This is a genomic window from Marinitoga okinawensis (assembly GCF_055387075.1).
This window is the reverse complement of record NZ_AP042422.1, coordinates 1289089-1312245: the sequence shown is the minus strand read 5'-3', so window position 1 is coordinate 1312245 and position 23157 is coordinate 1289089. Positions and strand designations below refer to the sequence as shown.

General features: G+C 26.0%; 23 protein-coding genes. 18 read left to right on the top strand and 5 right to left on the bottom strand.

What is annotated here, in order from left to right; all coding sequences use genetic code 11:
• The gene (locus ACZ5CK_RS06490) at positions 1-1248 is read right to left on the bottom strand and encodes a putative DNA modification/repair radical SAM protein (protein ID WP_464581020.1); all 1248 of its coding nucleotides are present in this window, start codon (positions 1246-1248) and stop codon (positions 1-3) included.
• Positions 1249-1357: 109 nt separating this feature from the next.
• Between ACZ5CK_RS06490 and ACZ5CK_RS06485 the strand changes: the two genes are divergently transcribed.
• The 7 genes from ACZ5CK_RS06485 (at position 1358) to ACZ5CK_RS06455 (ending at position 6679) form a co-directional block, all read left to right on the top strand.
• Entirely contained in the window at positions 1358-2491 is a 1134-nt protein-coding gene (locus ACZ5CK_RS06485) for a phospholipase D-like domain-containing protein (protein ID WP_464581019.1), read from the top strand.
• Positions 2492-2898: 407 nt separating this feature from the next.
• Complete coding sequence (locus tag ACZ5CK_RS06480) at positions 2899-3231, top strand: hypothetical protein (protein WP_464581018.1); 333 nt, start codon at positions 2899-2901, stop codon at positions 3229-3231.
• Positions 3232-4536, top strand: a complete 1305-nt coding sequence (locus tag ACZ5CK_RS06475; RefSeq protein WP_464581017.1) for a hypothetical protein — start codon at positions 3232-3234, stop codon at positions 4534-4536.
• Positions 4537-4592: 56 nt separating this feature from the next.
• Positions 4593-5423: a hypothetical protein gene (locus tag ACZ5CK_RS06470; RefSeq protein ID WP_464581016.1), complete on the top strand. Its 831-nt coding sequence runs from the start codon at positions 4593-4595 to the stop codon at positions 5421-5423.
• 106 nt (positions 5424-5529) lie between these two features.
• The gene (locus ACZ5CK_RS06465) at positions 5530-5805 is read left to right on the top strand and encodes a transposase (RefSeq protein ID WP_464581015.1); all 276 of its coding nucleotides are present in this window, start codon (positions 5530-5532) and stop codon (positions 5803-5805) included.
• A gap of 41 nt (positions 5806-5846) precedes the next feature.
• Complete coding sequence (locus tag ACZ5CK_RS06460; RefSeq protein WP_464581014.1) at positions 5847-6059, top strand: IS3 family transposase; 213 nt, start codon at positions 5847-5849, stop codon at positions 6057-6059.
• Positions 6060-6154: 95 nt separating this feature from the next.
• Positions 6155-6679: an IS3 family transposase gene (locus tag ACZ5CK_RS06455; RefSeq protein WP_464581013.1), complete on the top strand. Its 525-nt coding sequence runs from the start codon at positions 6155-6157 to the stop codon at positions 6677-6679.
• A 72-nt stretch (positions 6680-6751) separates the two neighbouring features.
• Here ACZ5CK_RS06455 and ACZ5CK_RS06450 read toward each other — a convergent pair whose 3' ends face one another.
• The 3 genes from ACZ5CK_RS06450 to ACZ5CK_RS06440 all read right to left on the bottom strand — a co-directional run bounded on the left by ACZ5CK_RS06450 (position 6752) and on the right by ACZ5CK_RS06440 (position 7760).
• Positions 6752-7249: a hypothetical protein gene (locus tag ACZ5CK_RS06450; protein ID WP_464581012.1), complete on the bottom strand. Its 498-nt coding sequence runs from the start codon at positions 7247-7249 to the stop codon at positions 6752-6754.
• A gap of 99 nt (positions 7250-7348) precedes the next feature.
• Entirely contained in the window at positions 7349-7603 is a 255-nt protein-coding gene (locus ACZ5CK_RS06445; protein WP_464581011.1) for a hypothetical protein, read from the bottom strand.
• Positions 7563-7760, bottom strand: a complete 198-nt coding sequence (locus ACZ5CK_RS06440) for a transposase (protein WP_464581010.1) — start codon at positions 7758-7760, stop codon at positions 7563-7565. The genes ACZ5CK_RS06445 and ACZ5CK_RS06440 overlap by 41 nt, the downstream gene beginning before the upstream one ends.
• An 87-nt stretch (positions 7761-7847) precedes the next feature.
• On the opposite strand from ACZ5CK_RS06440, the gene ACZ5CK_RS06435 reads away from it, so the two are divergent.
• The 5 genes from ACZ5CK_RS06435 to ACZ5CK_RS06415 all read left to right on the top strand — a co-directional run bounded on the left by ACZ5CK_RS06435 (position 7848) and on the right by ACZ5CK_RS06415 (position 15153).
• Complete coding sequence (locus ACZ5CK_RS06435; RefSeq protein WP_464582968.1) at positions 7848-8441, top strand: IS3 family transposase; 594 nt, start codon at positions 7848-7850, stop codon at positions 8439-8441.
• Positions 8399-8599, top strand: a complete 201-nt coding sequence (locus tag ACZ5CK_RS06430) for an IS3 family transposase (protein WP_464582967.1) — start codon at positions 8399-8401, stop codon at positions 8597-8599. The genes ACZ5CK_RS06435 and ACZ5CK_RS06430 overlap by 43 nt, the downstream gene beginning before the upstream one ends.
• Positions 8600-8815: 216 nt before the next feature.
• Positions 8816-9601 carry a hypothetical protein gene (locus tag ACZ5CK_RS06425; RefSeq protein WP_464581009.1) on the top strand — a complete coding sequence of 262 codons (786 nt, stop codon included), beginning with the start codon at positions 8816-8818 and terminating at the stop codon, positions 9599-9601.
• A complete protein-coding gene (locus ACZ5CK_RS06420) occupies positions 9594-13379 on the top strand; it encodes an NACHT domain-containing protein (RefSeq protein ID WP_464581008.1) in 3786 nt (1261 codons plus the stop codon). Before ACZ5CK_RS06425 ends, ACZ5CK_RS06420 begins: the two co-directional genes overlap by 8 nt.
• Before the next feature lie 232 nt (positions 13380-13611).
• Positions 13612-15153 carry an ATP-binding protein gene (locus ACZ5CK_RS06415; RefSeq protein WP_464581007.1) on the top strand — a complete coding sequence of 514 codons (1542 nt, stop codon included), beginning with the start codon at positions 13612-13614 and terminating at the stop codon, positions 15151-15153.
• 402 nt (positions 15154-15555) lie between these two features.
• Here ACZ5CK_RS06415 and ACZ5CK_RS06410 read toward each other — a convergent pair whose 3' ends face one another.
• Positions 15556-16587: a glycoside hydrolase family 130 protein gene (locus tag ACZ5CK_RS06410; protein ID WP_464581006.1), complete on the bottom strand. Its 1032-nt coding sequence runs from the start codon at positions 16585-16587 to the stop codon at positions 15556-15558.
• A gap of 318 nt (positions 16588-16905) precedes the next feature.
• Here ACZ5CK_RS06410 and ACZ5CK_RS06405 point away from each other — a divergent pair, with 318 nt between their 5' ends.
• From ACZ5CK_RS06405 to ACZ5CK_RS06380, 6 genes are read left to right on the top strand one after another with little or no spacing between them, the layout of a single operon-like run.
• Positions 16906-17889, top strand: a complete 984-nt coding sequence (locus tag ACZ5CK_RS06405; RefSeq protein ID WP_464581005.1) for a LacI family DNA-binding transcriptional regulator — start codon at positions 16906-16908, stop codon at positions 17887-17889.
• Positions 17890-17906: 17 nt separating this feature from the next.
• On the top strand, positions 17907-18932 hold the full coding sequence (locus ACZ5CK_RS06400; protein ID WP_464581004.1) for a type II glyceraldehyde-3-phosphate dehydrogenase: 1026 nt from the start codon (positions 17907-17909) through the stop codon (positions 18930-18932).
• 58 nt (positions 18933-18990) lie between these two features.
• Positions 18991-20253: a phosphoglycerate kinase gene (locus ACZ5CK_RS06395; protein WP_464581003.1), complete on the top strand. Its 1263-nt coding sequence runs from the start codon at positions 18991-18993 to the stop codon at positions 20251-20253.
• Between the two features lie 4 nt (positions 20254-20257).
• Positions 20258-21331 (top strand): tartrate dehydrogenase, encoded by a 1074-nt coding sequence (locus ACZ5CK_RS06390; RefSeq protein WP_464581002.1) that lies wholly within the window; start codon positions 20258-20260, stop codon positions 21329-21331.
• Positions 21332-21335: 4 nt separating this feature from the next.
• Positions 21336-22187 carry a transketolase gene (locus tag ACZ5CK_RS06385; RefSeq protein WP_464581001.1) on the top strand — a complete coding sequence of 284 codons (852 nt, stop codon included), beginning with the start codon at positions 21336-21338 and terminating at the stop codon, positions 22185-22187.
• Positions 22187-23152, top strand: a complete 966-nt coding sequence (locus tag ACZ5CK_RS06380; protein WP_464581000.1) for a transketolase family protein — start codon at positions 22187-22189, stop codon at positions 23150-23152. The genes ACZ5CK_RS06385 and ACZ5CK_RS06380 overlap by 1 nt, the downstream gene beginning before the upstream one ends.
• The last annotated feature ends 5 nt before the right edge of the window (positions 23153-23157 follow it).

Here is a 23157-nt window from a genome sequence, read left to right as displayed (position 1 = left end):
TTACACCGCCTTTTCAATTGCAGTTAATGGAAATAATGGGATTTGGTATTCTTTGTTTTTTGTTAATTCCTCTCTTATTATTTCAGGAGTCAAAAACTGATTTGAATAGTATTTTCCATTACAAGTTATAAAATATTTTGCTCTTTTTAAAACGACTCCCATCTTTTTTAATTCATCAAATGTAATAGGAGCATATTTTCTTGCTTTTACAATAGTTAAAGCGGATTTAACACCTATTCCAGGTACTCTGAGTAAGGTTTCATAAGAAGCTTTATTAATTTCGACAGGGAAATAGTTGAAATTTCTTAAAGCCCAAGAAGTTTTAGGATCAATATTTTCATCTAAAAAGGGATGTTTTTCATCAAGGATTTCATGAGCAGAAAACTTATAAAATCTTAAAAGCCAATCAGCTTGATAAAGCCTATTTTCACGTCTCAACGGAGGTTTGATATTTGGTAATCTTTTATCATTGTTAACTCTTATAAAAGCGGAATAATAAACTCTTTTCATATTGAATTTTTTATATAATCCTTCTGCAAGTTTAAGAATTTGAAAATCACTTTCTGGTGATGCGCCAACTATTAATTGAGTGCTATGCCCTGCTGGTACAAATAAAGGCGCTTTTTTATATTTTTTTCTTTCTTCGGTATTAGCGAGTGCGTTTTGCCCAATAAAACTCATAGGTTTTATTATAGATTCTTTCTTTTTTTGAGGAGCTAACAAATTTAAACTTTTTTCACTGGGAAGCTCAATATTTACACTTAGTCTATCAGCATAAAATCCAGCTTCTCTTATAAGTTTTAAATCAGCTCCGGGTATAGCTTTTAAATGTATATATCCGTTAAAATTTTCTTCTAAACGTAATTTTTTTACAACTTTTAACATTTGTTCCATTGTATAATCTGGGTTTTTTATGATTGCAGAACTTAAAAACAATCCCTCAATATAATTTCTTTTATAGAAATTTATAGTTAAATTAACTATTTCATCGACAGTAAAAGTTGCACGCTTAATATCATTGCTTGATCTATTAATACAATAAGCACAATCATATATACAGGCATTTGAAAATAAAATCTTTAAAAGGGAAATACATCTTCCATCACTGGTCCAACTATGGCATACACCACTACTGGCAGCATTACCTAACCCTTTTTTTGTATTTTGTCTTTTGCTTCCACTGGAAGAACATGAAACATCATATTTAGCAGCACCGGATAAAATTTTTAATTTTTCTTTTAAATCCATAGTATCACCACTCGACTATTATATCTTTTTGTAGATACTAAAATTATACTACATAATTGTATGATAGTCAACTTTTTAATGTAAAAATTATGTTATAGGAGGTCTATGTATGAAAAAGATTATATTTTTATCTATGTTTTTCTTGTTATTTATAAGTGCATTTTCTATTTCAGAAGGAAAATGGATAATTACTCAAAAAGATTTAAATTTACCAGGAGAATATTTTGATGGTAAAAATTATTTTTGGAGAGCAGATTATCATCTTGAGGATTTGAAAAATGCGACATCTATATCATTAGAGATTCATCATATTACAGATGATTCTACAGTATTGTTTTTTGATGAAGGAAATAACGAAAAAGCTAATTGGAAATATATAAAATCATTACTTGATGGAGCAAAAAAATTTGTATGGATGGCAATTTATGATGTCAATTATTATCCTTTTATAACTGAATTGAAAGAATTAAATAAAAGAGGTATTGATGTAAGATTAGTTTATGAAACAAATAATATAAATTCATATATAAGTGGATTAAGTAAAGTTGGAATAAAGACCAAACATGACAAAAATTATAAATTAATGCATAATAAGTTTTTGATTATTGATGGATATTGTGTAATAACTGGTAGTACTAATTTTACAAATAATGGTTTTGGATATAATTCTAATAATTCTATAGTTATATTTTCAAATGAATTAGCTCAGGATTATATGAATGAATTTAATGAAATGTTTGAAAAAGGATATTACGGAAAACAATCATTGGATAATAAGCCATATAAAAAGGTAGAATTTGATAGTGGTTTAATAGAACCATATTTTACACCTGAAGATGATTTAACAGATAGAATTATAGAATTAATCAACAATGCGAAAAAATCAATACATATTATGATATTTACATTTAGCAAAAGAGAAATAGCAGATGCTCTTATACGAGCTAAGAATAGAGGTATTGATGTCAAAGTAATAGCAGAAGAATATCAGTCAAATTACAGTTGGGCACAAATAAATTATTTAAAAGAAAATGGAGTTAATGTAATTTTAGATAAAAATGATAAAACATTTCACCATAAAACGATGATAATAGACGATAAGATAACATTAACAGGATCATTTAATTTTACTAATTCAGCACAATATAATAATGATGAAAATTCTCTTGTCATACATAGTGATTATATTTCTAAAGAATACGAAAAAGAATTTAATAGATTGTGGAAAAAATATACAAAGTAAGTTGTAATAATAAATATGAACTCAGAAAAAGAAATATTGATGAATATATTATAAAAAAATGCAAGTACTTTAATTATAATTTGAACCGGGCAGAAGCCCGGTTTTTATTATTGAATTAAATCAAAGTGTTTGTTGATGGAGTATAAAATATTATTATTGTATGATAATAATTAAGAAATTATTGGCAAATATCATTACTGAAGGGCAATCTGGGGAAATGAAATAAATTTTTTATATAATTAATTACTTAAATGATTAATTAATAGTAGAAAAAACATATTACTTTTGTTATAAAGTGAATTTTTTGTTTTATTTATGATATAATTTAAATATAAACTTTAGAAATTACTAAATATGGGAGATAAAATTTATATACTAAAATTTTTAATGAAAGGGTGGGTGGAAATATGGAAATAAAAGGAAGAGTTGTAGAAGTTTATTATGAAAATTCTAATTGTAAGTTGTTAAAAGTTGAACTAGATGAAGAATATGAAATTATTGATGAAAAAATCCCTCTAAATAATAAAGATGATAGTACTAACAATGAAAAAATTCTTCAAAAAAAATCGAGAGAAATTATAATATGTGTCGATCCTAAGATATCTTTTAGAGCTTTATTAGAATTGAAAGGGAAAAAAATAAAAGCTGATATAAAATATAAAAATTGTGTTAGCAATTGCAACATTTTAATCAAAAAATTCCCTGAAATTTTTGAAATCAATTGGATAGGTGTAATATAAATGAGTTTAAGTAAAAATATAGATTTGCCAGAAACAATATTATTTATTGGTGCTGGTTTTTCAAGAAGTGCCGGAGGATTAACTACATTTGATTTATCTAAAAAGATAAAAGGATATTTGGATGGAGAAGAAGATTTTCTAGCTATTGATAAAGCTGTTTATGATAATAAAATAGGTAAAATGTTAGAAATAGAATCATTAAAAAAAATCTCAGAAATTATAAGAGGAAATGATAATTATTTTTTACCTAATCTATTTACATTGCTTGATTATAATTTAGAAAAGAAAAAAGGATTGAAGATTAAAAATGAATATTTTGATGTTGATAAACTATATAGGATAAAAAAAACAGTTGAATATATGGTTCAAAAAGCACAATATGAAGGGTTTAAGAATAAAATTAATGAGTTTAATCATTATAGAGAATTTTGTGAATGTTTACAGGAGTTTATGATAGAAGAACATTATGAAAAAATAACAAAATACAAACCATATGAACCAGAATATTATATTTCATCATTTGGAGTAATTACACCAAATTGGGATGGAATAATTTTTTATGAGTTAATGAAGTTAAATAATAAGTTTAATCATATATCAAATGATGTAGGGTTATATCTTGATTTTGGAGAACTTCTTATAAAAAAAGAAAATAAATTTATATATAGTATGGATGAAGGATCTATTCAAAGAAATAATAAAAGAAATGAAAAGCCGTATAGAATTATGAAATATATAGCATTACATGGAATGTTTGGAACAAGAGTATGTCCGCATTGTAATACTTATTTTGGAAACTTTGGAGATTTCAAAGATGAGCATTATGAGATGTTAAATAAAGATTATCTTAAATGTCCAAATTGTGGGACTGAAACAAGGATAGTAGATTCGCCATTATATTATCAAAGTTATGTAGAAAGAAATTTTGTATATTTAATAGAGAAATGGGAAGAAGAAACTATTAATTATTTAAGGAAAGCAAAGAGATATGTATTTATAGGTTATTCATTTCCAGAAGATGATTTACAAATAAGGAGAATCTTTTTTAATGTATTTAGTGATGGAAGAAAAAGAGAAGCATATGTTATTGATTATTCTCAAAATAATAAAAGCAATAGATGGTATGATGCTAAAGATGCCAGGGAGAAATTTAAAGACAAAACAAATCTAATAGAGAAGTATGAAGGTATATTTGGTGAAGAAAATGTGAAATTTAATTTTTCTGGAGGTATGGAAGCATTTTTAGCAGGAAATAGCATTTCGTGTGATATGGTTAATGAAGTTTTGAAAGGTGATATGGAATAACTTTTTGAAGTTTATATATTATCCAAAAATTATTTTTTGAATAGGAGGACATTATAATGAACATTACAGTTAAAGATATACTAGATATATCTGAAGATAAATATAATGAATTATGTAAAGATATTGGTGAAAGAATTTTAAAATTATATGATTTAAATGGTTATATAGGTGTTTCTAAAACTCTCATAAATTTAATAATAGTGGATGAACTAATGAAAAAACTATCTGATAACAATCTTAATGTTTTTCCATCTATTTATTTTAGCAATTTTAAATTAAAAAAAGATATTGGAAATCAAGAGAAACAAAATAATAAAGATGTATTAGACATTATTACTTATATTTTAAAGACAGATAGAAATACAGCACAAAACTTAATTAAAAAATCTTATAATATGTGGCATATAGATGAGAAAATGGAATTAAAAAAAGGGAAAATATTAAAAACATTTATAAAATTAATGAAAGAGCAAAGCATTCTAATTGATGAAATTAAAAAAACTGGAAAAATCACTATTGTAGTGGAAAATAAATTATTTAAAGATGAATTAATAAATTTATTTTATGAAAACGGAATTTATCCAGATTATTCATTCAATAAAGACTTATTAAAAATCGATTTATTCCATCTTGGAATATTATTTTTTAATAATGAATATAACAATAAAGGTAATAATGAATTAATGGAGAATTTGAAAGAAATAATTAATAAAAACAAGAAAAATTTTAAGAGTAACAATGAAATTATAAATCTAGTTAATAAAAAAGATCTTAAAGATATATTAATTTCCTTATCAAAAAGTTTTGCAAATAAAATTTTAGGTAAAGCTGGAGAAGATATTGTTGAATTAATATATAATAATATTTTAAATAAAAATATTCCTTAGATCACTTTATTTATTATGAAAGATTTAATTGGATTTAACCAAAAAAAGTGGGCACCAAAAAGTTAACAAAGAATAGTATAATAAAAATAGAAAGAAGGTGACCCAAATGAGTAGAAATGGTAAAAGATATAGTGATGAATTTAAAGAGCAAATAGTAAAATTGCATGAAATGGGGAAAAAAGTATATGAATTAAGTGACGAATATGGCATAAGTGCAGTAACAATATATAATTGGATAAAAGAAACAAAACCAGTAGCAAACGGTGAATTTAGCAAAAAGGAATATGAAAAAATGAAAAAAGAATTACAACAATTAAGAATGGAAAATGAAATATTAAAAAAAGCTACAGCCATATTTGCACGAAAACAACAAGAGAAATAGTAAAATTCATAGAAAGATACAAAAAATATTATCCAATAAAAATGATATGTAAAGTATTAAAATTTGCAAGGAGCACATATTACAAAGCAAAAAATCATAAAAAAAGTAATCTAGAAAAGTTCAATGAAATACTGGATCAAAAAATATTAGAGATATATAATGATAGTAAAAAACTTTATAGAGCACCAAAAATACAAAAAGTACTAGAAAAAAGAGGTATAAAAGTTAATATAAAAACTGTTCAAAAAAGATGAGAAAGTTAGGAATCCACTCAGTAGTAATAAAAAAATTCAAAAATCACAAAACAAAAGAGAAATCAAACAATTGCCAAACATAATAAATCGAGATTTTGAAACAACCCAATAAATTAGAAATTATGTGGAGATATAACTTATTACATATACAAGGAACTGGTTGGACATACTTAACAAGTGTAATGGATATGCATACAAACAAAATAATAGGATACTCATATTCTAGAAAAATGGATAAAGAATTAGTAATAAAAGCAATTAAAAATGCATGTATAAATACAAAAGAAACACAAGGAATCATATTTCATAGTGATTTAGGAATACAGTATACAAGCAAAGAATTCAATGAATTATTAAAAGAAAAAGGCATTCAACATTCATACAGTAAAAAGGGAACACCATATGACAATGCAAAAATAGAATCATTTCATTCAATAATAAAAAAAGAAGAAATATATGTAAACAACTATAAAACCTTTGAAGAAGCAAAAATAAAAATATTTGAATACATAGAATCATTTTATAACAGAAAAAGAATACATAGTTCTATCAATTACATGACCCCACAAGAAAAAGAAGATGAAGCATTGAAATTGTTAGAAAAAAGTTACATTGTTTAAAATGCTATTTTTTAGTTAAACTTAGCCTGCCCACCGTTCTTGGGTAAGACCAATTAAGGAGATAAGGTTTTATTATAATAAAAATAATATTATCATCCTAAATTTCGCGAAGCGATGCTTAGCTTTAATAGAATTACCAATATAAACACCAACAATGGATCTATCAAAAGCATCAATTATACTAAGAATAGGAATATAACCATCATATTTAGTAGGAATAAACTTAATATCAGATTCCCAGTATTGATTAGGTCTGGTAATATCGTGATTTTTAGGTCTTTTTCTTGGATGTTTAGAATGACAATGATAATATCTAACGAGGTTTAATTCCTTTCTTAATCTGTGAATCTTTTTGTGATTAATAATAATATTAAACCTTTGTCTGAATATAGCAGATAGTTTCTTAGAGCCAAGAGTTTTGTAAAAGAACTCAGGGTTAAAAGAATCATTAACAGATAATAATTCCATCAATAATTGTTTAATATAATCATCAGAAACTTTTTTACCGTCATTAGTATAAGAATAACCTTTAAAAGAAGATTTTCTGGTTCTTTTGACAACAAAAAACAACCTGGTATTATAATAAAAGAACTGGGACTAATGTTATAACGATAGAGTAAAAAAGAAGTAGAAACACCAAAATCTCTATATTTAAAAATAAGTAAAAAATCACCAATAAAAGTTACTTTTTCTGACTGTGTTTTTTTTCAAAAAGTTAATCTCGTCTTCTTGCATTTTAATAAGCAACTCTTTTTCAATAAGAAGACGTTCATAATATTCAATTTTTTTCTTCATAACAGCAGAATCATCAGAATTATTTCTAATAATACCAGCAGACTCATAAATAAAAGGTGGAACTTTAGAAATATCAGAAATAATAGACTTAAGGTCTTCCTTTCTTAGAATTGAAGACATTATCATCATAACCGGATTCCTCATATGTTTTAACCCATTTATGTAAAGTATGAGGTGAAGGGATACCATTCTTACTAGCGACATCAGATAAAGACTTATCAGAATTAAGATATTCTTTAACAACTTGAAGTTTGAAATCAGGAGAATACTTATTTCTATTTTTCATACCAAACACCCCTTTCATTTCTTTAGTTTAATGATATCATTTTCTTATTTTTTCTCCAAATATTCTAAGGGGTGATTACGCAATGAAATACTGGATCAAAAAATATTAGAGATATATAATGATAGTAAAAAACGTTATGGAGCACCAAAAATACAAAAAGTACTAGAAAAAAATGGTATAAAGGTTAATATAAAAACAGTTCAAAAAAGGATGAAAAAATTAGGAATCCACTCAATAGTAATAAAAAAATTTAAAAATCACAAAACAAAAGAAGAAATCAAACAATTACCAAACATAATAAATCGAGATTTTGAAACAACTACAATAAATCAAAAATGGTGTGGAGATATAACGTACATACATATACAAGGAACTGGTTGGACATATTTAGCAAGTGTAATGGATATGCATACAAACAAAATAATAGGATACTCATATTCTAGAAAAATAGATAAAGAACTAGTAATAAAAGCAATGAAAAATGCATGTATGAATACAAAAGAAACGCAAGGAATCATATTCCACAGTGATTTAGGAACTCAGTATACAAGTAAAGAATTCAATGAATTATTAAAAGAAAAAGACATTCAACATTCATACAGTAAAAGGGGAACTCCATATGACAGTGCAAAAATAGAATCATTTCATTCTATAATAAAAAAAGAAGAAATATATATATAAACAACTATAAAACCTTTGAAGAAGCAAAAATAAAAATATTTGAATACATAGAATCATTTTACAACAGAAAAAGAATACATAGTTCTATCAATTACATGACTCCACAAGAAAAAGAAGATGAAGCCTTAAAATTGTTAGAAAAAAGTTACATTGCTTAAAATGCTATTTTTTTAGTTAAACTTAGGCTGCCCACCGTTCTTGGGTAACACCAAGAGATAAAATATATTATATGTAATAAATTTTTTTAATAAATGAATATTAAAAAATTCTTTAAAAAAAATAAATTCAATTTAGGAAGAAGAATTTTTAATAGGAATAAAAGGAGATCAATTTTACACACTATTTTTTATAAATTATAATAGGGGGATGATAAAGTGGAAAAGTTGAGAGAAATAAATCCTTCAGATAATTTTTTAAATGCATATGATAAATATAAATATATTTATATCTGGCTCGATATCTTGGGTTTTAGAAATGAATTAGAAAAAGGAAATGAAGAAATATATAATGACTTATTTGATATTAGAGATAAATTTTTTGATAAATTTCAAGAATTAAAAGTATATACGAAAGAAAGTTTTCAAATTTCTGATGGTATTGTTTTTGTTTGTGAAACGACGATTAATTTTAAAAAATTAATAGAGATTATTTCAAAATTACAAATGGAATTTATACTGGAAAAGAAAAAATTAATTCGAGGAGCAATATCTTTAGGAACGATTTCGAAAAAATTATATGAAAATGAAAAATATGAAAAAAGAAAAAGTGATATTTTTTTAATTAGTAATGGGTTAGCAAATGCTTATAAATTAGAATCTGAATATATAATATGGCCGGTTATTGCTACTACTGAGGAAATTTTAAATGGAATAAGGAAATTTAATCATTCTGATAAAAATGAATTATTTGGTTTAAAGCGTATGTTTGGAAAAGGGAGTATTTTATATTTTGTTGATTTTTTAGAAAATATTTCATCTGAAAAAAGGGTTAAATTTGAAGAATTTCTAGAAAATAGCATTAAGGAATACAAAGGTCAAAAACGTATATTTGAAAAATATTATTGGTTGTTAAAGTATTATATGAAAAAAATGAAACAAATAGAAGAATCACTTTCTAATGATTATCTTATTTCAATTACTGGAGATGAAATTTATGGATAAATTTATTGAAATAAATTTGACGGAAATAGGAAAAAAGTATGAAAAACTGTTGGATAATCAATTTTCTATTATATTAGGTAGTCCTGGAAGCGGAAAGAGTTGGTTGGCAAAACATTTAAAGGAAAAGTTTAATGGAACCTTTTTCTCTGTAAAGGATTTTATGGAATTTTGTGAAAAAGAAATTATAGAAGAGATTAATAAAAATGCTAAAAATTCTATTTTGTTACTAGATGGATTTGATGAATATAGAATTTTCGAAGTATCAAAGACGGATACCAGTAAAAAATTGGCAAGAAAAGTTAAGAAAGTAATGGAAGCTATTGATGGTTTAAAAATTATTATGACCTGTAGAGAACTGGATTGGTATGGCGATAATAATAAAGAAACTCTGGAAAAATACTTAGATTTAAATGTGGAAATTTATTATATAGAATCTCTTGACGATGAACAAATCGAAGAATTTTCTAAGTTGTACAATGTAGAAAACGAAGAAGAGTTTATTTCTAAATTTAAAGATAAGGGTTTTTTATCTACCCCTCAATTATTAAGAGTTTCTACAGAATTAATGAATAAAAATATTGATAATAAGATAAATCTATATGAAGAGTTTATAGAAAAAGCAATTTTAGAAGAAAATAATTATCATAAGGAAAGATTACATTTAAGTAAAAAGAGCAATGATGAATTAATTGAAAAATTAGGATATCTGGCATTTTTTTATATGTTTTCAAGTATTGAAAGTTTTGAAGAGGAGTGTTTAAAAAAAATATCCAGTGATAAAAAAGGATTTGAATATGAAATTTTGGAAGAATTAGTTTCAAATGCAAAACTATTTAAAAATAAAACATTTATACATAGAATTTTTGCTGAATACCTGGCAGCGTATTTTATATTTCATTATTTAATAGAGAAAAGAAAAATTCCAAAAGAAATTATAAGAGGTTTATTTTTAAATGATAATTATGTTTATACAGAGCTTAGAGGAACATATGCATGGCTTTGTTCTATTAGTATGGATGAATATTTTATTGATTTTGATCCTTTTTATCAATTACTTTATGGAGAAAATAATCATTTTGGAATTGAGTTTAAGAAGAAAATTCTTTTGTCTATAAAAAAATACTCTAAAGAAATCAATCCTTACTTTATTAATCCCGAAGATTTTTATCTTAGAGGTTTATTAAAAGGATTTTATAATGAGGGATTAGATGATTTTATAATTGATGAAATAGAAGAAGCAATAAAAATGAAAAATCATTATTTATATGTTTTTGAATTTATAATAAGGGATAATATAGTTTCTAAAAAACTTAAAAAGTTTTTATTTGAGAAGTTATATGATAATAATCTTAACTATGGATTTAAAGTTAGTGTTATATATAGTCAGGATTTTGATGTTGTAAAATTAAAGGAACTTTTAAATGCGTTAAAGGAAAATAAGGTTAAGGATGAGGATAATAGAATACAAGTTGCTATTTTAAATAAAATTTATCCAGAAAATGTTGGAATTAAAGAAGTTGTTGAAATTATTGGAACATTTAATGAAACTTCAGTTATAAATACATGTGATTTTTTATTTAAAACCCCAAAAGAAAAAGAAATTGAATTAGTTGAGCTTTTAGAAAAGAAAATAATGGAATATCAAAGAGATAATTACTCTTCTAAAATTCTTTGTGTAAAGTATTTTATTTCTAATTTTTATTATGAGTTAATTAACGGATATAATGGAAAAAATGCAAAAAAAATATATGGTATTTTAAAGCAAGTAAGACAATATTACAAACCGTGGGAAACTATTGAAGTAGAACCATATAATAGTAAAATTGAAAAATTGCCTGACGAAAAACTAAACGAATTAGCAAATAAAATATTTAAACTTTATTTAGAAGATATTTTGAAGGAAAAAAATGGAAATTTGCTTGTTAAAATACTTAATTTTGAATATTTTTTTTCATTAAAAACTCCAATAAATATAATTGATTTGTGTGATGAAAAAATGGAAAAAATTGATAATGAAAAGTTGAGAGAAGAACTTTTTAAGGTTATTCTTAAATTTGCAAATAAAAAAAATCTAGAAAGATTAGATGAAGTTGCAAAAAAGTATAAAATGGAAAAAATATTTGAAGAATTTAAAAAACAATTTTTTAAGATTCAGGAAGAAATAAAACAAAGAGAAAAAAGTAAAGAAAATGAAAAAAGAGAAATAATAGAAAAAAATGAGGAATATTTTAGAGAAATGGAAGAAAACGATTTTTTGAAAGATTTTAAAGCAATAAGTTTTATATCAGAGTTAATATATTTTGACAAAGAAATAGAAGACTATATTAGTATGGAAACATTTGAAAAATTAAAAGAGTATTTAAAAGGACTTATTTTTATTGAGTTTTATGATGAATATATTGATTTAGAGAATGTATTTTTAGAATTCAATAATATAAGGTATATTGATATAGATTTTATAGTATCCTTGTATTTAAACCAGGATAATATAAAAGAAGTTTTAAGCAAACTTTCTAATGAGAAATTAAAGTATTTGTATTTTTTATCAATTAAAGAGGAAAAGGTTGCAAATGGAGTTTCGAACAAAAATTTTATTGATAGATTTGAGAAAGAAAAAGAAAAATTAGCTAAAGAAACATTGTTGGAGGCAATAAAAACAATAGATGAGAAATTTTATAATACTTTAAAAAAATATTTTGAAGATTCAGAACTTTCAGAATTAAAAGAATTTTTAAATATATTAAATTTGTCGAAAGATAAAAATATTGATGCTTTTTTGAAAGTATATAATTTTAGGATTGAGAAAGAAACATTGGAAGAATTAAAAAAAGAATACGATTCAGAACTTTTAAGTATTTTTTATAAGTTTATCTATAATGAAGAAAGTTTAACAAAGGATGAGTTAGTGAAGCTATATGTTTCAGTATATGAATATAGTAATTCTTCAAAAATTTTCAATCTTTTATCAAAAGACGAAAGAATTAGATTAGTATGGAATTTTTTGAAAGAATTTGATTCTGAGGATAAAATGCCAATTCATTCTGGATACCAATCGAATTTAGATTTAACAATTAATTTTGTTAGGTATAAATTAATAGATTTTTTAAGTGTAGATGAATTAAAAAAATTAGATAATGAAGATATTTCTGAGTACTGGAATAAGATAATTAAAAGAGCTATTGTCAAAAAAAGTAAAGAAGAATTAGATTTTGACATTTTGGAGATAAAAAAGTTAAAGCAATTTGTTTTTGAATCTCATCCGATAAACGAGTATCAGTTTTTTAAGAAGGTTGAAATTGAGTTAGATTATTTAATAAAACGAATAGAAAGAAATGAAACCCAAGAGAAAGATATGTTTTGGGAAGTTCAAAATGATACAGAAAGACATATTCTTGAAGAAGATAGTAGAAACAGATTAATTAACCTTTGGAAATCAAATGATTTATTTACAAGAGAAGCATTGATAGAAAAATATAGAGCTGATATAGAAATTACTGAAAAAAAACATAATTGGAAAGTAAGAATTGAATGTAAATTAGATAAAAATCCTCATTTAATTTCATCTGTAAAAAAACAGCTTATAGAAAAATATTTAGAAAATAGAGAAGCAAATTATGGAATTTATTTGATATTTTATTTTGGGGATAATAAGAAAGAAATTAAAGAATTAAAAAAAGAAATTGAAGCCCAAATTCCAGCAACTTGGAAGGAAAAAGTAGTTGTAAAACTAATTGATTTGAGAAGACACAATAAAAAGGATTCAAAAAATGAAAACTAATTGATAGAACTCTTAAAAAGACCATAAAAAGTTTTGTGAAATCAAAATTTATAATCAGGAGTTGAGCCTGATTTTATTATTGAATAAAATTGAAGAGTTTGAAGTAATATAAAATATTATTTTTGCATAGGAATAGTTGATGAATTATTGGAAAGTAAAGTTGCTGAATTGTGATATAATTCAATTATGAGATGATATTTTGAGTAGTATTGATAGTTTTGGGGGTGAAACGATGAAAAAATTACCAATAGGAATACAGGATTATAAGGAAATAATAAAAGGAAATTACATATATGTGGATAAAACAAAATATATTTTCGATTTAATAGATAATGGAAAATATTATTTTTTATCTCGACCAAGGAGATTTGGAAAGAGTTTGACCATCTCGACATTATATTACATATTCAAAGGAGAAAAAGAATTATTTAAAAATACATACATATATGACAAATGGGAATTTAAAGAATATCCAATAATAAGAATAAGCTTATTGGATACAACAAGCAATACAGAGGAAGAATTAAAAGAAGGATTATTGAAAATAATAAAAAAAGAAGCAATGAAAAATGAAATAAAAATAGAGAGTAATCATTATAAATATGCATTTGATGAATTAATATATAAATTATCTAAAAAAGGAAAAGTAGTGATATTAGTAGATGAATATGAAAAGCCAATATTAGATAATATAAATAACAAAGAAAAAGCAGAAAAATACAGAGAAATACTAAGAGATTTCTATGTAACGGTAAAATCTAATGATGAATACATAAAATTTGTATTCATAACAGGAATAACGAAATTCACCAAAACAGGAGTATTCTCAGCATTAAATAATTTAAATGACATATCTCTAAACAGAAAATATTCTCAAATGTTAGGTTATACCCAAAAAGAACTTGAATTTTATTTTAAAAAACATATAGAAGAAACAGCAAAGGAAATGGGGATAAGTAAAGAAGAATTACTAAAAGAAATAAAAACATATTATAATGGATTCTCATTTGACGGGGAACACTTTGTATATAATCCATTCTCAGTATTAAGATTCTTTGATGAAAGAAAATTTCAAAATTATTGGTTTGAAAGTGGATCCCCATCATTTATATACGAATATGTAAAAGGAAGAAAAATAGAATATGAGGATTTAGTAAAATACACAGTAGATTCATTAGACTTTACAACAAGAGAAATAGAAGATGCAAATGCAAATATATTCTTTGCACAAGCAGGATACTTAACCTTTAAAGGAATAAAAAAATATGGAATAACAGAAAAATATATATTAGACTATCCAAATTTAGAAGTAAAAAATAGTTTCTCAAAACTAATATTAGAAGCAAATTATGGTCTAAATGAAGAAACATATGAAAAAATATATGAAATATATGAATTAGTAGAAAAAAATGAAATAAAAGAATTAATAGAAGAAATAAAAAGGATAATAAGTGCAATACCGTATAACTTACATCAAAAAAGAGAAAGTTATTATCACTCATTAATATATACAATATTAGCATCAGCAAGGTTAAACATAACAGCAGAAGAACTAACAAATCTTGGGAGAAGTGACTTAGTATTAGAACATAATAATAAAATATATCTTTTTGAAATAAAATTAGATAAAAGCGCAAAAGAAGCAATAGAACAAATAAAAGAAAAGAAATATTATGAAAAATACATAAGTGAAAATAAAGAAATATATATAATAGGAATAAATATCAACTCAGAAAAAAGAAATATTGATGAATATATAGTAGAAAAATTATAACCACAGCTTTAACGGTAGCATATAATATTTTGTGTAAATACCTCTTCTTGGATGGTAATGAAATTGGATTATTATTCTTAAATTATTTCATATTGATTATCGTCTGTAACGTAATATGCTTTAGTAGCAATTTCTGTAATTTTTTATATGAATTTTTGGAATAAAAATCCTTTTGTAATTTTTAACTACAAGATTTAACATTATTAAATTTAAAATTTGTTTTTAGTATTAGTTTTATGTATTATTAATTATTGCACATTTTGGATTTAGTTGTATCAAGGATTATAGACGTATTTTGTGATTCTTTCTTAAAAAAGATGAATAGCTCGATAGAGGAGCTAAAGTGATGGATGACACAAATTTTATACGTTACCAAACATTTAGAACAATTTTTTATCCTTTTTATATTATTCTCATATTTTTAGTTATTTCTTTCAATGTTGTAATAAAAATTCCTATTGCATAATCCGAAATTCCACCTACCCAAATAACGTATTCTTTATATTTTACAAGCCCATCACCGAAAATAACAAAAGGCCTATCTCCATAATTTTCATCCAGCCCTTCTGGATATAATAAATAATCACTGATTCCTAATAATTCGCCTTTTCCACTTACTATAGCAAAACCATTTTTATAAGAAAGATTACTTTTCATTACCGCATGCCAACCTACTAAGTATTCATCATCAGACAACTTGATAGAATTAGTAGACCAACCTACCTTTGTTTCCCAACTTTCCATTGCAAAAACTGGATTTAATGTTTCTATATCAATAGTTGATTTATTAACATTCGCCAATCCTCTCCAACAAAAGAACTTATCTTTCACTTGAATTCTGGTAAGTAAAGAAGCGTTTTCTCCTTTGAAATTTAAAAAAGCACTGTCTTTCATTGTTTCTGGTAAATAATACTCATTTCCATCAAAAATTCTAAAATAATCTTTTCTTTTTATTTTGAAATCTTTATCTAACTTTGCAAAAGCTAAAACATCTCTTCTTTTTTTTCGGAAATCAATATACCCTTTGCCAGTATATAACATCAAATACTCCCCATGGCTTTCAATTATTCTTGGATCTTCACTCCCCAAAAATTCCCATAAAAATTCCGGATACAAAATTATTTTTGTATCAATATGTTTATCTAAATTTCCTTCTAATATATTTTCAATTTCTATCTCAAAATAACCTATACTAGACGTATATTTATAGTAGTCAAATATTAATCTAGGGAAAATACTTAATATATTGTCTTTTAATATTGTACCAGGATTAAATACAGCAATAGGTCTTTTATTATAATTTAGTAAATTTATATTTTTTGGAAAAATATAATATCTTTTACCAAATATATTTTTCATTGTGTTTTTCCTGATTTTTTTTCTTTTACTTAAAAAATCTTTACTTTTTTTCTCTAAAGAATCTCTAATGCTCATAATTTCATCTCCTCTTTATTTTTTATGTAAGCGTTTTCAAAAATAATTTCTTTAAAATATTACCATTTTTTTTTATTTAAAAAAAATCTAATTTTATACGATAAATAACAATTATACTATTATATAATTGATTACAAATTAAATTCTATGTTTTTTATTATTCATATTATAATAAACTTAAATTTATATATATAATCAATTATAATTTTATATAATCATATATAATGTGCTTTAATACTATCTGTTATTATTTGTTTTTTAACTAAATAATAATGTATAATTAAATATATGAAAATTGTAAGCGTTTTCAAAATGGGGGTGATTAATATAATTACAACAAAAGATATTGCTAAAATAGCGAATGTTTCAATAGCTACAGTTTCAAGAGTTTTGAATAATAATCCCAATGTTTCCGAAAAAACCAGAAAAAAGGTAATCATGGCTATAAAATCATTAGGTTATGAACCAAATCTATTTGCAAAAAATTTAGCCAAGAAAAATAAGTGGAATATAGGAATTGGATGCACTGATGAAGTTTTCGATGGACTTCATAATTCTGAAAACAATTTCTATGTTCCTATAATGTCTGGTATTAAAGATTATTTTTCAAAATTAAAATCAAATTTGTTTATTTTTTCAATTGAAGATAAAAAAATAAATATATCCTTTGATGAAATTGATGGATTCATGTTAGTTGGCGGTGGTTTAAAAAAGGAAGATATCGAATACTTTTTAAATTTTGATAAACCTGTTGTTGTAGTTGATGAATATATTTGGGGTCTTGATGTTGATAGTATTGTAAGCAACGGATTTTTAGGAACATATAATATAGTAAAAACTTTTTTAAATAAAGGTTATAAAAAAATAGTTTATTTTCATTATAAAGAAGAACATTACAGTTTTGAACAACGAAAATTAGGTTACGAAAAAGCTATGATCGAAATAGGTTTAACACCAAAAGTTTATTCTTTTATAGAAATTTCGGATTTAAAAAAATTAACATTGAATGTGGTAAAAGAAAAACCGGAAATTATTGTAACAAGTAAAGACTTATGTGCTATAGAAATAATAAAAGTTTTAGAAAAAAATAACTATAAGGTACCAGAAGATATTGGAATTATTGGATTTGACGATTTGAATGTTGCTGAACAGTTTCAACTTACAACTGTTAGAGTTCCACGAGAAGAAATGGGAAATTTGTCTGCAGGGAGATTATTTAATTTAATGAATGGAATTAATCTGCATCCTATAATGATTTCTCTTTTTACAAAACCAATAATTAGGAAAAGTGTGAAACTTTGAGAAAGGAGTTGTTAAGTATGGTAAAGGTGGGGGTAGTAGGTTATGGTACAATTGGTCAAAGGTTGGCTGATGGAGTTGCTTTACAAAAAGATATGGAGTTAATCGGAATTGCTGATGTTTCACCAACATTACCCGTGTTAGCTTTGAAAGAAAAGGGAATGCCATATGATTTTTATTTAGCTCTTCCTGAAAACAGAGAAAAATTAGAGAAATATGGTATTCCAATCTCGGGTACTTTAGAAGATTTAATACAGAAATGTGACATAATATTAGATGCAACAAGTGCCGGAATTGGAGCAAAAAATAAAAAACTCTATGAAAAATATGGTAAAAAAGCTATTTTTCAAGGTGGTGAAAAAACAGAAATAGCAGACGTTTTCTTCCATGGGTACGCAAATTTTGAAAAAGGGTTAGGAAAACAATTTTTAAAACTTACTTCGTGTAATACCACGGGTTTAATTAGAACCGTAGATGCTTTGGATAGAGTATTCGGGATAGACAATGTAATAATTACAATAGTTAGAAGAGTTGCAGATCCTGGTGATTATCACAGAGGGCTTACAAATGCCTTAAAAGTAGATAAAGTTCCAAATCATCAAGCAGTGGACTTAATGCTTGTAATGCCTCATGTAAAAGCTACAGGAACGTTAGTTCACACTCCTGTTACTCATGGCCATTTTATAACAGTTGCTGCTAAACCAAAAAAATCTGTTACTACACAGGAAGTAATAGAAATATTTGAAGAGCATCCAAGAATTCGTGTTGTAAAAATCGAAGATGGATTTTTAGGAAATGCTGCGATTTTTAAATTTGCTCGCGATTTAGGACATCCAAGAGGAGACTTATACGAAGTATTTATCTGGGAAGAAACAATTACCGTATTTGATGATAGAATATTATATTCTATTCATATCCCACAAGAATCTGTTACGATTCCTGAAACAATAGATGGAATAAGAGCTGCTATGGAAATGCAAAAAGATAGGTTAGAAGCTGTTTCTTTAACTAACAAATATTTAAACATTAAAAATATCAACTATTGATAATTTTTGTGCGGTGACTGTTAGTCGCCGTACAAATTTTATAAAGTGAGGTGATAATATGATAGATCTCAAGATAAATACTTTAGATGATTTTAATTTTTATGACAAAACCGTTATTTTAAGAGTTGATATTAATTCACCACTTGATCCAAAAACAAAGAAAATAGTAGATGAAAACAGAATCAACAAAAGTATCCCAACAATAAAAGAATTATTGGAAAAAGGAGCTAAATTAGCAATTATAGCTCATCAGGGGGATTCGTTAGATTACTTTAATTTAATTCCACTTGAAGAACATGCAAAAAAACTTTCAGAGAAACTCGGTATAGAAATAAAATATATTGATGATGTTGCTGGTCCCGCTGCTCAGGAAGCTGTTAAAAATTTAAATATAGGCGAGGGAATTATTTTAGGTAATCTTAGATATTTAAGTGAAGAAATATCAACATTTGAAGAAGCTGTTAAATTAACTCCAAAAGAAATGTTAAATACATTTTTAATTAGGCATTTAGCACCTCTTGGAGATATTTATGTAAATGAAGCCTTTGCAGCTGCACATAGAAATGCTCCTTCAATGGTTGCATTTGAAGAAATTTTACCTACTGCCGGTGGTAGATTGTTAATTTCTGAAATCAAGGCATTAACTACTGTAATGGAAAAACCAAAAAAACCTTCTATCTTTATTTTAGGTGGACTAAAAGTTTCAGATGCTTTTGGAATGATGAAACAAGTATTAGAAAATGGTACCGCGGATAAAATATTAACATGTGGTGTGACAGGAATAATTATGCATATGTCTCAAGGGAAATCTTTTGGTAAAAAGCAAGAAAAATTTATATATGATCGATCTTTAAACAAGTTTTTTGAACCTGCTAAAGAGTTCATGGAAAAATGGGGAGATAAATTTATTAACCCAATTGATTTTGCATATGGAAATAATGATGAAAGAGTTGAGGTAAATTTAGAAGATTTACCTATTGAAGATGCTTTATTTTTAGATATTGGTACAAAAACAATTGAATTATTTAAAAAAGAAATAAACAATGCAAAAACAATATTTGTTAACGGTCCTGCAGGAGCTTACGATCAAAATAAAATATTTGAAAAAGGAACATATGAAATATGGAATGCTGTAGCGAATTCATCTGCTTATTCTGTAGTAGGCGGCGGAGATTCTGTAAGTGCAGCCAACAAATTGGTAAAAGATGCAGAAAAAAAGTTCAGTTATATTTGTACAGCTGGTGGGGCAATGGTTAGGTTTTTATCTGGAAAAGAATTACCGCTGATAAAAGCGTTAAAAAAAGCATATAAAAAGAGGTGATTTTGTGAAAAAATATAAAATAGCTGTAATACCTGGTGATGGTGTTGGCGTTGAAGTAATAAACGAAGGGTTAAAAGTACTTAACACTATAAGAGATGTTCACGGCGGAATAGATTTTGAATTTAAAACATTTCCATGGAGTTGTGAATATTATTTAAAAACAGGAAAGATGATGCCTGAAGATGGAATAAAAATTTTAAGGGATTTTGAAGCGATATATTTGGGAGCAGTTGGTTTTCCAGGGGTTCCCGATCATGTTTCATTGTGGGGATTGTTATTACCAATAAGAAAAGAATTCAATCAATATATAAATCTAAGGCCTGTAAAGTTATTAAAAGGTATAAAAGGACCTTTAAGAAATGAAAAAATAGATTTTATAGTTGTTAGAGAAAATGTGGAAGGTGAATATTCCGGAACTGGTGGTCGCATTAATCAAGGAACAGAAGATGAAGTTGCAATCCAAACTTCTATCTTTACCAAAAAAGGGACGGAAAGGGTTATGAAATATGCTTTTGAAATAGCATTAAAGAGAAACAAGAATTTAATATCTGCAACGAAATCAAATGCTCTGAATTATAGTATGGTTTTCTGGGATGAAGTTTTTAATAAACTAAAAAATAATTATCCTGAAGTTGAAACTCGTATTATGCATGTAGATGCTTTATCAGGATATTTTTTGCTACATCCAGAAAATATTGATGTAGTAGTTGCTTCGAATTTATTTGGAGATATATTAACAGATTTAGGATCTGCAATGCAAGGAAGCATAGGTATAGCCCCAGGTGCAAATATCAATCCTGAAAAAAAATATCCTTCTATGTTCGAACCTGTACACGGTTCTGCACCGGACGTAGCCGGAAAAGGAATAGCAAACCCTATAGGTGCCATTTGGACAGCAAGTATGATGTTAGAGCATTTAGGTGAAAGTGATTCAGCTAAATTAATAATGGAAGCAATGGAAAAAGTTACAGAGGAAGGAAAATATCTTACAAAAGATATTGGCGGAAATGCAAAAACTAACGAAGTTGGAGATGCAATTAATGAAAAAATCAAAGAATTAGTAAAAAAAGGTTGGTGAAATTATGCTTTCAAAAGAAGATATCAAAGAATTGAAGAAATTCGCCATTCAAATAAGAATCGAAACATTAAAAGAAATCGGACATTTGGGCTTCGGGCACTTACCAGGAGCCATGTCCATTGTAGAATTACTTGCCGTATTATATGGAAAAATTATGAAAATAAACCCACAAAATCCAAAATGGGAAGAAAGGGATTGGTTTATTTTATCAAAAGGTCATGCAGGTCCGTCATTATATGCAACTTTGGCTTTAAAAGGATATTTTCCGAAAGATTGGCTTTTAACTTTGAATAAAGGTGGTACATTATTGCCAAGTCATACGGATAAAAATTTAACACCCGGAATCGATATGACAACTGGCTCTTTGGGTCAAGGCATGTCAACAGCTTTAGGAGTGGCTCTAGGGCATAGACTTTCCAAAAAAGATAATTATGTATACGTAATGTTAGGCGATGGCGAAACTCAAGAAGGACAAGTTTGGGAAGGGGCTTTATATGGTGGTAACGCAAAAATTGATAATTTAACGGTTTTTGTTGACTATAATAAACAACAATTAGATGGATATACTTATGAAATAAATGATTTAGGAGATTTAAGAAAAAAATGGGAAGATTTTGGATGGTATTCACTTGAAGTTGATGGACATGATATTGAAGCAATATACAACGCAATAATAAAAGCTAAAAATATTAAAAATAAAAGTTCTGTAATTATTTTAAATACAATCAAAGGAAAAGGTGTTTCTTTTTTGGAGGGGAAAGTGGCGCATCATGTAAAAGTAAAACAAAGTGAAATTGAAGAAGCAATTGAAAAACTTGAAAAAGAATTAAAGATACTTGAAGAAGGTGAGTCTTAATGGATATAAAAATTTTGAATAATAGAAAAAACGATACAAAAATGATGAGAGATGCATATATAGATAAATTAATAGAATTGGCAAGGAATGATGAAAGAATTGTTGTTTTAGATGCTGATTTAATGAATTCAAATGGAACATTGAAATTTTTAAACGTTTTTCCTGAAAGGGCTTTTAACATAGGTGTTCAAGAATCAAATATGGTGGGGATAGCTGCGGGATTAGCTGCAACAAATAAAATTCCATTTGCTCATACTTTTACTGCATTCATGTCAAGACGTGCTCTCGATCAAGTTTATATGTCAGTTGCTTATGCAAGATTAAATGTTAAATTGGTTGCTACAGACCCTGGAATAACAGCAGCATATAATGGTGGAACCCATATGGCGTTACAAGACTTTGCAGTTATGTTATCAATACCAACTATGTATGTAGTTGAACCTACAGATTGTGTTATGATGGAAAATTTAGTTGAACAAATTACTTATACTGAAGCACCGTTTTATATTAGACTATTACGTAAATTCCCAACAAAAATATATGAAGAAGGTAGTAAATTTAAATTAGGCAAGGGTGTTTTGCTTTTAGATGGAAGTGATGCAACCATAATATCAAGCGGAATTATGGTTGAAGAATCTTTAAAAGCTGCTGAACAGTTAAAAAATGAAAGTATAAATGTACGCGTAATAGACATGTTTACATTAAAACCTATTGATAAAGAGTTGATAATTGAAAGTGCAAAAAAAACTGGTGCAATTGTAACTGCTGAAAATCATACGGTAATTAACGGTTTGGGAATGTCTGTAGCTAAAATAGTTTCAGAAAATTATCCAATACCCATGGAAATGGTTGGAATAAATGATGAATTTGGTGAAGTAGGCGATGTTGAATATTTGAAAAAACGCTTTAATCTAACTGCACAAGATATTATTCAAAAGGTAAAAAAAGTTATAAGTAGAAAATAAGGGGG